This is a genomic window from Parabacteroides sp. AF17-3 (assembly GCF_003635445.1).
Taxonomy (GTDB): Bacteria; Bacteroidota; Bacteroidia; order Bacteroidales; family Tannerellaceae; genus Parabacteroides; species Parabacteroides goldsteinii.
This window is the reverse complement of sequence record NZ_QTMM01000014.1, coordinates 36403-47515: the sequence shown is the minus strand read 5'-3', so window position 1 is coordinate 47515 and position 11113 is coordinate 36403. Positions and strand designations below refer to the sequence as shown.

General features: G+C 49.6%; 6 protein-coding genes. All 6 read left to right on the top strand.

The annotated features are described in order from the left end of the window. Positions 1 to 242: 242 nt before the first annotated feature. Genes DWW91_RS18285 through DWW91_RS18260 form a run of 6 tightly spaced genes read left to right on the top strand, consistent with a single transcriptional unit; the run spans position 243 to position 10887 of the window. Positions 243 to 1541 carry a GH36-type glycosyl hydrolase domain-containing protein gene (locus DWW91_RS18285; RefSeq protein WP_122328539.1) on the top strand — a complete coding sequence of 433 codons (1299 nt, stop codon included), beginning with the start codon at positions 243 to 245 and terminating at the stop codon, positions 1539 to 1541. 15 nt (positions 1542 to 1556) lie between these two features. Beyond that, on the top strand, positions 1557 to 3308 hold the full coding sequence (locus DWW91_RS18280; protein ID WP_122328538.1) for a class I mannose-6-phosphate isomerase: 1752 nt from the start codon (positions 1557 to 1559) through the stop codon (positions 3306 to 3308). A 30-nt stretch (positions 3309 to 3338) separates the two neighbouring features. Next, positions 3339 to 4427: an ROK family protein gene (locus DWW91_RS18275; RefSeq protein WP_122328537.1), complete on the top strand. Its 1089-nt coding sequence runs from the start codon at positions 3339 to 3341 to the stop codon at positions 4425 to 4427. A 21-nt stretch (positions 4428 to 4448) separates the two neighbouring features. After that, the gene (locus DWW91_RS18270) at positions 4449 to 6821 is read left to right on the top strand and encodes a GH92 family glycosyl hydrolase (RefSeq protein ID WP_122328536.1); all 2373 of its coding nucleotides are present in this window, start codon (positions 4449 to 4451) and stop codon (positions 6819 to 6821) included. 16 nt (positions 6822 to 6837) lie between these two features. After that, a complete protein-coding gene (locus tag DWW91_RS18265; RefSeq protein ID WP_010802781.1) occupies positions 6838 to 7983 on the top strand; it encodes a sugar MFS transporter in 1146 nt (381 codons plus the stop codon). Between the two features lie 6 nt (positions 7984 to 7989). Continuing rightward, positions 7990 to 10887 (top strand): glycoside hydrolase family 38 C-terminal domain-containing protein, encoded by a 2898-nt coding sequence (locus DWW91_RS18260; protein ID WP_122328618.1) that lies wholly within the window; start codon positions 7990 to 7992, stop codon positions 10885 to 10887. Positions 10888 to 11113: the final 226 nt, after the last annotated feature.

Genomic DNA, 11113 nt, shown 5'->3' with positions numbered 1-11113 from the left:
TGAAAGTTTATCTTTTAGGCCTAAAAGACGTGTTTCAAACGTTTAAAGTAGACTTCTTAGGTCTAAGAAATGACTTTTCACCGTTTAAAGTTCATTCCCTAGGTCTAGGAAGGCAACTTTCACCGTTTAACCGGCATTCCCGAACTTCCAAATCGTAAGATAGTCCAACTACATCGAAACAAATGCTTGTTTTATTCAGAAGTAACCTTTTTATCTTTGCCGTGGATAAATACAACTGATTCATGAAGAAAAAACACTTACTCTTTGCTTTGTTTTGTAGCGGACTTCTATCCTGTACAGCGCCTACAGCAACTCAACAGTTAGCCGGGGATATCCTGGCCGACCAAAGTTTTCATACCGTCGACAGTATGGCCCGTGCCGTAATCCGTAGCGGTTTTAATGCCGGAAGCGGTTACTCCCAGATATGGGCGCGCGATATGAATACCTTTATTGAAGTGGCCTGCGAAGAAAGCAACCCGTCCGATCTGCGCAATGCTATCCTGCTGTTTTTTGCCCTGCAACAGCCAAACGACGAGATGATAGACGGATATGTCCTGAAAACAGACTTCAACTGGGGTGACGATCATCCTTATTATTCCGATGCCGCGCCCGACCATGTCGCTTTCAAGAATACAGTCGAAACCGACCAGGAATCTTCCCTGATCCATATCGTAGGAAAGTATATCCGCAAGACCGGCGACACCTCTATCCTGAATGAAGTGGTAGCCGGCCGCACCGTCTACGACCGTATGGTCGGAATGATCGACTATCTGATGAAGGAACGTTATAGCGAACAATATGGCCTTCTCTACGGAGCCATGACGGCAGACTGGGGCGACGTGCAACCCAACGACGATTTCGGCTGCGATATGAATGAATTGTCGGACCCCGCGATCGATGTCTACGACAATGCCATGTTTATCATCGCCCTCGACTTTATGCAGGAGATGACTGCGGATAATGTGGATAAGACCCGCTGGAAAGAACTTCGCCAGCATATCACAGCGAATACCCGCAAACATCTCTGGGATGAACAGCGTCAGAAGTTTATTCCCCATATCTACCTGGAGAAATCTCCGATACCGGAAGGCTTTAACGAACTGGATGTGCATTATCACGGAGGAACCGCCATCGCGATAGAAGCCGGCCTGTTGTCTCCCGAAGAAATAGCCGTTGTCAATGCGCAGATGTTGGAGAATGTCCGCCTGTCCGGTATGCCGAGTATCGGTCTTACGTTGTATCCTACTTATCCGGAAGGGTTCTTCCGTGGTGGAATGTCCAAACCCTATATTTATCAGAATGGGGGAGACTGGACCTGGTTCGGCGGCCGTATGATCCAGCAGCTTATTGCCAACGGCATGGTGAAGGAAGCCTACGAAGAAGTGCGTCCGATGATTGACCGCGTCATAAAGAACCAGGGATTTTATGAATGGTACGGCAAAGGTGGCGTACCCAGCGGTTCCGGTCATTTCAAAGGCTCGGCCGGGGTACTGGCGAAAGCTATCGAGATGTTCAATCAATGGTCGGAAGAGAATAAATAATAAAATATCATACAAATGAGAAAAAGTAATTACGATAAAAGCCCCTCGACAACCGTCGACGGGGCTCTTTGGAAAGGTTGGGAGTCTGTTCTGGATAAGTTGAAGGACGTATGCAACGTCCCGGAAGAGTTGGCACGAAAGGTCGTTGTCATTGAATGTTATCATGGTGTATACCCGGAAGAACTGGCTGAACACCTGGCAACATTGCATCCTTCTTTGATGATTCATTCGGATCAATGTTTTAAAGGCGTAGAAGATATTGAGAAGATGACGCGTCCTTATCTGACAGACGATCGCCTTTTTGGACGCCGTGCCCCGTTTTACTATGCAGACTTCCTGGATGCGGACAAAGTAAAAGAATGCCGGGAAAAGATAAAAGCTGCGACCGGACTGGTAATCGTTTACGGGCATGCTGCGGCAGAGGTTGTCCCCGAAGCCGATGTACTGATCTATGTCGATATGGCACGTTGGGAGATACAACAACGTTTCCGCCAGGGAAAGATCGACGGCTTGGGAGTAAGAAATCGGGAGGAAGCACCTTCGCTCCATTACAAACGCGGATATTTCATTGACTGGAATGTCTGTGACGCCCTGAAAAAACAACTGTTACCGAAAGCCGATTACTGGCTGGACACTCATATCCCCGGTATGCCTAAAATGATAACCGGCGAAACCCTGCGTGCCGGACTGGAAAAGACAGCCCGTAAACCGTTCCGTGTGGTTCCTTTCTTCGACCCGGCCCCCTGGGGAGGCCAGTGGATGAAGGAAGTCTGCGACCTCGATAAGGAGCAGGCAAACTTCGGCTGGTGCTTCGACTGCGTGCCCGAAGAGAACAGCCTGTACCTGAAAGTAGAAGGCGAACTGTTTGAGATGGCCTCTAATAATCTTGTATTTTATCAAACCCGTAACCTGTTGGGAGGCCCGGTCGAATCGCGCTTCGGACAGGATTTCCCGATCCGTTTCGACTTCCTGGATACGATGGGAGGGGGCAACCTCAGTTTGCAGGTACACCCGACTACCCAGTATATCCGTGATACGTTTGGCATCTATTATACACAGGACGAAAGTTATTATCTGTTGGATGCCGGAGAGGATGCAACCGTTTACCTCGGTCTGAAAACGGGCGTGAACCCGGATGAGATGATCGACGCATTGAATGAAGCTCAGGTATCGGGTAAGCCGTTCGATACGGAGAAGTACGTAAACAAATGGCCGGCCAAGAAACATGATCATTATCTGATCCCGAACGGCACTATCCATTGCTCCGGTTCTAATGCGATGGTACTGGAGATCAGTGCTACCCCGAGCCTTTTCACATTCAAGTTATGGGACTGGGGACGCCTGGGGTTGGACGGCAAACCGCGTCCTATCAACATCACCCACGGTTCGCATGTGATACAATGGGAACGGCAGACGGAGTTTGTACGCGACCAGTTGGTCAACCATTTCGAACCGCGTGCCGAAGGCGAAGGTTGGGTAGAAGAACGTACCGGTCTGCATGAAAATGAGTTTATCGAAACCCGCCGCCACTGGTTTACCGGCACAGTGCCGCACAATACAGGTGGGGGAGTCAACGTTTTTAATGTGATAGAAGGAGATGAACTGATCGTGGAAAGTCCGGTAAATGCGTTCGAACCGTTTATCGTTCATTATGCCGAGACATTTATCGTACCGGCCGTAGTCGGTGATTACACGATCCGCCCGTATGGCATTTCAGAAGGAAAAACCTGCGGAACGATCAAGGCTTATGTACGGACGAAAGGATAATAATCGAATATCAATTAAACACACATATATATAATGTATAACGATAACCGCATAGTAATGACCCTTGATGCCGGAGGGACCAACCTGGTCTTTTCGGCTATCCGTGGGGGAAATGAGATAGTGACTCCTATAACGTTGCCCTCTTGTGCCTGTAATCTGGAACAGTGCCTGGGGCAATTGGCCACAGGTTTTTCCCGGATTCGCGAACAACTGACGGAAGCCCCGGTTGCCATCAGTTTTGCTTTTCCCGGACCAGCTGATTATCCGGCCGGTATTATCGGTAATCTGCCGAACTTTCCTTCTTTCCGCGGAGGCGTAGCGTTGGGCCCGTACCTGGAAGAAAAGTTCGGCATCCCTGTCTTCATCAATAATGACGGCGACCTTTTTGCTTATGGCGAAGCGCTTACCGGCGCATTGCCGGAGGTAAATCTTCGTCTGGAAAAGGCGGGAAGCATTAAGCGTTATAAAAATCTGCTCGGCGTAACACTCGGTACCGGTTTTGGTGCCGGAGTTGTGATAAACGGTGACCTGCTGATGGGAGACAATGCGGCCGGAGGCGATATCTGGTGCTTTCGCAACAAGAAACACCAGCAATATATCGTAGAGGAAAGTGTCAGTATCCGAGCCGTGCAGCATGTCTATCGCGAGCTTTCCGGCGACACTTCCGCTTTGACTCCGAAAGATATTTTCGATATCGCCGAAGGTACCCGTCCCGGAAATCAGGATGCCGCCCGCCGTGCCTTTGCCGAATTGGGGGAAATGGCCGGGGATGCCATAGCGCAGGCCATCACTTTGATCGACGGTCTGGTCGTGATTGGCGGAGGACTGACCGGTGCTGCCAAATATTTCATGCCTGCCTTGCTTGATGAGATGAACAGCGAGACCGGTATGATGGACGGAAGCCGTTTCAGCCGTCTGCAAAGCAAAGCATTCAATTTGGATGACGAAGCGGACTTCAACCGGTTTGCCCGAGGGGAAGCGGTGAAGATACCTGTTCCCGGTTCAGACCGCCAGGTGGATTACGACCCTTGTAAACGCATCGGTGTCATGATAAGTAAGCAGGGTGCCAGCCGTTCGGTCGCTTTGGGTGCTTATGTATATGCCTTGAATCATTTATAAGAATGTAAAAATAAATACGCCATGAATACAAACTGTTTAATAACTCCGGTTCTCACCCTTCTGACAGGCTTGTTGGTTGTTTCCTGCTCGCCGGTGAAAGAAGAGAAGGCGGTTGCGGAGAACCTGTCCCAATATGTGGAACCGCGTATCGGGACGGCACATTGCCGCTGGTTCCATTTCACCCCCGGTGCGATGCCTTTCGGTATGGCGAAACCTGCTCCATCGACAAACGCCCATTTGGGGAATAACTCCGGCTGGGAAGCAACCGGCTATGACTATCGCGATACTTCCATTGAAGGTTTTCCCTGTCTCCACGAGTTTCAGGTGGGTGGTATCGTCCTGATGCCGACGGTGGGTGAGTTGAAGACAGTCCCCGGTGCCGTGAATGATTCGACCGGAAGCGGTTACCGTTCCCGTTTCGATCATTCGGAAGAGATTGCCACTGCCGGTTATTATTCTGTGAATCTGCAAGACTACCATATCCGGGCAGAACTGACAGCCACTCCTCGTGTGGCTTTTCAGCGTTATACGTTCCCTGCTTCCGAAGAAAGCCGTATCCTGTTCGATATAGGTAACCGGCAGGGTGAAAGTGGTGCTGTGAAGGATGCCTCCGTCACGTTGAACGATGACGGGACGGTTGAAGGCTGGGTGATTACCTTGCCGGAATATGTAAAGAAATACCAGCCGGGCGCAACAGTGCCGTTGTATTTTTCTGCCCAGTTGGATAAACAGCCTTCCGGATACGGCACCTTCATCGGTGAAAAGGTACAGCCGGATGCAAAACAGGTTTCCGGAGTCGGTTCGGGTTTATATCTCACCTATAAGACTGCGGAAGGAGAAAGCATTACTGCCAAGGTCGGCCTGTCATATACCTCTGTGGAAAATGCTCGTCTGAACCGTGATACGGAAGCCCGCACGCTTACCTTTGACGAGGCGAAAGAGGCGGCTCACCGGCAGTGGGAAGACTACCTCGGACGCATCCGGGTAGAGACACCGGTCAAAGAAGATAAGGTGAAATTCTATACCGGCCTTTACCATGCCCTGCTGGGACGCGGCCTTGCCAGCGATGTAAACGGAGCTTATCCCCGCAACGACGGTAGTGTAGGGCTGATACCTCTGGAAAATGGCAAGCCTGCCCATAACCTTTATAATACCGATGCTGCCTGGGGAGCGCAATGGAATCTTTCGCAAGTTTGGATTTTGGCTTATCCTGAATATGCATCCGATTATATCAGCAGTCATTTGCTGGTCTACAAAGATGCCGGATGGTTGGCGGATGGCTTGGCCAATAGCCGTTATGTATCGGGGGTAGGGACCAACCTGCTGACTACGATTCTGGCCGGGGCTTATCAGTGCGGTATCCGTGATTTCGATGTCGACCTGGCTTATGAGGCTTCTATTAAAAATGAACTCGACGGTACGAACCGTCCGTTGGGGGCCGGAAAGGTCGATACGGATAAGTTCCTTGAATACGGATATGTCCCCCATCTGGAAAATGGTAATGGTCCCGACGAGGCCTTTATGTTCTCCGCTTCCCATACATTAGAATATTCTTACAGTGCCTGGGCAGTCGCTCAATGGGCAAAGAAATTGGGTAAGACTGACGACTATGATAAACTGATGTGGTTGTCGAAAGGCTGGGAACGTATCTATGATCCGTCCACTAATTTTGTTCATCCGAAGAAGGCTGATGGAAGTTTCATTGATAACTTCAACCCGATGCAGGTGTGGCGCGGTTTCCAGGAAGGAAATGCCTGGCAGTACACGTTCTATGTGCCGCATGATGCGGCAGGCCTGGTCGGCAAAGTCGGAGCCGATGTTTTCAATCAGCGTCTCGACAGTATCTTTACTGTTTCCCGCGAGCTGATCTTCAGCGGTGGTACGGAGGTCGGAGCCTTTGCCGGTCTGCAAACTTTGTATAATCATGGCAACCAACCTTGCCTCCATATCTCCTGGCTGTTCAACGAGGCGGGACGTCCTTCGCTGACCCAGAAATGGGTACGTGCCATTCTGGACGAGTTCTATGGAACGGATGGTATTCATGGTTACGGTTACGGGCAGGATGAAGACCAGGGACAGTTGGGTGCCTGGTATGCGATCGCTTCCCTGGGACTGTTCGATGTCAAAGGACTGACAGACCCGCAACCTTCTTTTGCTTTGGGCAGCCCTGTATTCGATAAAATAACGATTCAGCTGAATAATACATATTATAAAGGAAAAGAATTTGTTATCGAAGCAAAGAACAACAGCAAAGAAAACTATTACGTTCAGCAGTACCGTCTGAATGGTAAAGTCTATCCAACTACCCGCATTCCTTTTGAAACAATTGCAGCGGGAGGACGTCTGGAACTGGATATGGGGAATCAGCCGGTAGATACATATAATGATTATTGAAAAAACAATACATACCATGAATAAACAAAATTCGAAAGCCATTTATCCCATCCTCTTCGGTTTCTTTGTGATGGGTTTCGCTGATGTTGTCGGCATAGCAACCAACTATGTAAAGGTAGACTTCTCCCTGTCCGATACATTGGCAAACCTGATTCCGATGATGGTTTTCCTTTGGTTCGCCCTGTTTTCTATTCCGACAGGAGTTATGATGGGAAAGCTCGGACGACGTAACACGGTGGTCATCGCGTTGGCTGTTACAGCTCTGGCGATGTTGCTGCCTCTGTTCTTTTATGACTTTGCCTGCATCCTGCTGGCCTTTGCCTTATTGGGGATCGGTAATACTATTTTACAGGTTTCCCTGAATCCGATGGTGGCTAATGTAGTTAGTCCGGACCGTATTACGAGTGTCCTGACTCTGGGGCAATTTATCAAGTCGATTTCCTCTTTCCTCGGCCCGATCATTGCCGGGGCGGCTGCCTCTTTCTGGGGTGACTGGAAATTGATATTCCTTGTTTACGCAGTAACGACACTGATCTCTACGATCTGGCTGATCTCCACGATCCCGGGAAAGGAAAAGCTGGAAGAGGCCGGGGCTACCTTTGCTACCACCTTATCCCTGTTCAAGGATAAATATATCGTATCCCTGTTCCTGGGGATCCTTTTTATTGTCGGTATAGATGTCGGCTTGAACACTACTATCCCCAAGTTGCTGATGGAACGGACAGGTATGCCCGTTTCCGAAGCCGGACTGGGTACCAGCCTTTATTTTGCCGCCCGTACGATTGGTTCGTTTGCCGGAGCTTTCCTGCTGGCGAAACTCTCCGGTGCCCGCTTCCTGAAATATAGTATGTTTGTTGCGATAGCAGCATTTGTCTTGTTGTTGCTGGTTCCGGATATGTGGAGCATGTTTGTTATGATCGTTATTGTAGGGTTGGCGTGTGCGAATGTCTTTTCGATCATCTTCTCATACGCCCTTCAGCACAAGCCGGAACGGGCAAATGAAATATCCGCTCTGATGATTATGGGAGTATCCGGTGGTGCCCTGATAACGCCGTTGATGGGAATTGTAGCCGATGGTTTCGGACAGGTTGCCGGATTGTCCATCCTCCTGCTTTGCATCCTTTATATTTGTATAATCTCTTTTAGAATCGATAAAAAATAGATGCTTATGAAAACGCTTAAAACCTTATTCCTGACAGGGCTGGCATTGTTTGTCCTGTCATCCTTTGCCTGGAGCGCTTCGACCGCTCCGCCGGGGATCGAGACGCATCTCTTTCCCGCTTTGTATAAAACAGCGAAAGGACCGGTACAGAAAGTACGGGTTACGGTAAAACACGAAGGAGCCTCCGCCAATGCAACGATTACCCTGGGCGATCAGTCCCGGAAAGTGAAATTGAATGACGGGCCGAATCCCTTCTTTTTTGAGATACCGCAGGTACAGTCTACCGTGCAGTTGCCTCTGACAGTAACTGTCGGTAAGGAACAAGAATCTACCCGGGTGGAAGTAAAACCTGTCCGTCACTGGCAGATGAATATGGTGCAGCATACGCATACCGATATCGGTTACACCCGTTCGCAAACCGAAATCCTGGCAGAACATCTCCGCTACATCGACTATGCGCTCGACTATTGCGATGCTACCGATAATTACCCCGACTTTGCCAAGTTCCGCTGGACCTGCGAAATCGCCTGGGCTGTCAGCGAATACCTGAAATGCCGCCCTGCCGAACAGATCGCCCGCCTGAAAAAGCGGGTAGCCGAAGGACGCATCGAACTGGCTGCCATGTATCTGAACTTCGACGAATTGCCCGACGAACAGACATTGGCCGCCTCCCTTTACCCGTTGAAGGCTTTCCGTGAAGCTGGAATGAAAGCGGAAGTCGCTATGCAGAACGATGTGAACGGTATCGGCTGGTGCTTCACTGAATTTTTTGCCGATGCAGGTGTGAAATATGTCAATATGGGAACACACGGTCATCGTGCCCTGATATGTTTCGACATACCGACCGTATTCTGGTGGCAGTCTCCTTCCGGAAAAAAGGTGTTGACTTATCGTGCCGAACATTACAACCAGGGAAACTTCTTCGGTATCCACACCGATAACTTCGAGCAGTTCGAAGAACGCGTCCTGAATTATCTGGGTGAAATGGAAGCCAAGAACTATCCGTACGATATCGTTGCCGCCCAGCACTCCGGTTATTTTACCGATAATTCGCCCCCTTCGACAAAGAGTTGCGAGATGCTGATGAAGTGGAATGAGAAATACGAATGGCCCAAACTCCGCACGGCAGTTGCCAGCGAGTTTATCAAAGATGTAGAGACGAACTATGCCGATAAGATACAGACTATCCGTGGCGCATGGCCTGACTGGTGGACAGACGGTTTTGCTTCCGGTGCCCGTGAAGCGGCTATTTCCCGTATCACTCATTCGGACATTATCGCTAACCAGGCAGGTCTGTCTTTTGCCGGTATGCTGGGAGCCAAACTTCCTGCCCAGATCGGTAACCAGATAGACGACATCAACAAGGCCCTGCTGTTTTATGATGAACATACATTCGGTTACAGCGAAAGCGTCCGTAATGCCTATTGCAAGGAAACCTGGGAGCAGCGTTCCCTGAAACAATCGTATGCCTGGGAGGCTTACCGTCATTCCGGTTTGCTGGGAGAAGTGACGATGGGATTGTTGCAGTCTTTCGTGCCGAAAGCCGAATATCCCTCGGTGGCTGTCTTCAATACGTTGAACTGGACATATAGCGGTATAGCTAAAGTGTATATCGATCACCAGATATTACCTCGCGAAAAAGCCTTCGAAATAGTGGATGCCTCCGGGAATATCATTCCTGCGCAACCGGCGGAAAGCCGTTCGGACGGTACTTACTGGTCGCTTTACGTGAAAGACGTACCTGCCTTTGGGTATGCCCAATATTATATAAAGGTAAAAGACGAGCCTCGTCCTGCCGTGCAATTGGCAGATAAATTGGAGAATGCTCATGTCGAGAATCCCTGGTACGCCATCGACTTCAATACTCGCAAGGGAACCATCAGTAAATTGTTCGACAAGGAACTGAACAAGGAACTGACCACCCCGAATGCCGAGTGGGAACTGGGCGAATTTATCTACGAGATCATCGACAGCCGTCATCCGATGGAACAGTACCGCGCACCGCAATTCCTTCGCCGTCGTCCCGAACGGATCCGTTTCGAGCGTTACGAAAAGGGAGCGATCTGGGATACGTATCGTTTCCGTGGCGAGACCGTTGCCGGTCGTGAACCGAACAACCTGATGGTCGAGTTCCGTGTATTCAATGTGACAAAGAAGATCGATATTGTTTACCGTCTGCGTAAAAAAGCCATTACCGATCCCGAAGCTGTCTATATCTCGTTCCCGTTTGAGGTGAATCAGGGAAAGATATTCCTGGATGTTCCCGGCGGAACGATCGAAGCGGGTGTAGACCAGATTCCCGGTTCATCGAACGACTGGTACACCGTCCAGAACTTTGCTACGGCGCGTAACAGCGAATCGCAGGTCGTGATGGGCAGTCCTGAAATACCGTTGATGCAGTTCGGGGCAATCAACACCGGACGCTATAAAGCCGGTGCCGTTCCCCAATCCACCAATATGTATTCCTGGCCGATGAACAACTATTGGGTAACCAATTTCAATGCCGACCAGATGGGTGAACTGCAATGGAGTTACTTTATCAATTCAAGCAAAGACAACTCGATTGGTTATGCCACCCGTTTTGCCTGGGAGAACCGCATCCCGTTCCTGACCCGCGTATTGCCGGCGGGAGCGAAGGGAAGCAAAGTCGTATCTCCTGCTTCCGTGTTCAATATCTCATCCGACAATTTGTTGCTGGTGAATATGAAACCTGTTGAAGGAGAAAACGCCGTGATGCTTCAGTTGCGCGAGATTGCAGGAAAACCGGCTAAATTTGCCGTTACTTCCGATAAGGTCAACTTTACGAAAGTCACTGTTTGTGATGTAGTGGGAGACCCGATTGCCGGAAATGCAACAACAGACTTTGTACCCTGGGAGAATAAGTTTATAAAACTTTCCTGGTAATCTATCTGTAAGATAAAGCGATGCCACTTATGAAACTATCCTTCTGTAATAAAGGATTTTCATAAGTGGCATCGCTTTATTATTATGACCCGGTAAATAAATGGTTGAAATGCCGGAAACAATGTTTCCGGGGACCTGACCCACCGTCGAAATGGAATTTACAATGTTTCTGGGGACTTGACCCGCCGACGAAATGGAATTTACAATGTTTCTGAGGACCTGACCC

Bases quoted from the DNA above. Each gene is read 5' to 3' on its own strand.
- DWW91_RS18270 (WP_122328536.1), top strand. From the start codon at position 4,449: ATGAATACAAACTGTTTAATAACTCCGGTTCTCACCCTTCTGACAGGC.
- DWW91_RS18260 (WP_122328618.1), top strand. From the start codon at position 7,990: ATGAAAACGCTTAAAACCTTATTCCTGACAGGGCTGGCATTGTTTGTC.
- DWW91_RS18285 (WP_122328539.1), top strand. From the start codon at position 243: ATGAAGAAAAAACACTTACTCTTTGCTTTGTTTTGTAGCGGACTTCTA.
- DWW91_RS18280 (WP_122328538.1), top strand. From the start codon at position 1,557: ATGAGAAAAAGTAATTACGATAAAAGCCCCTCGACAACCGTCGACGGG.
- DWW91_RS18265 (WP_010802781.1), top strand. From the start codon at position 6,838: ATGAATAAACAAAATTCGAAAGCCATTTATCCCATCCTCTTCGGTTTC.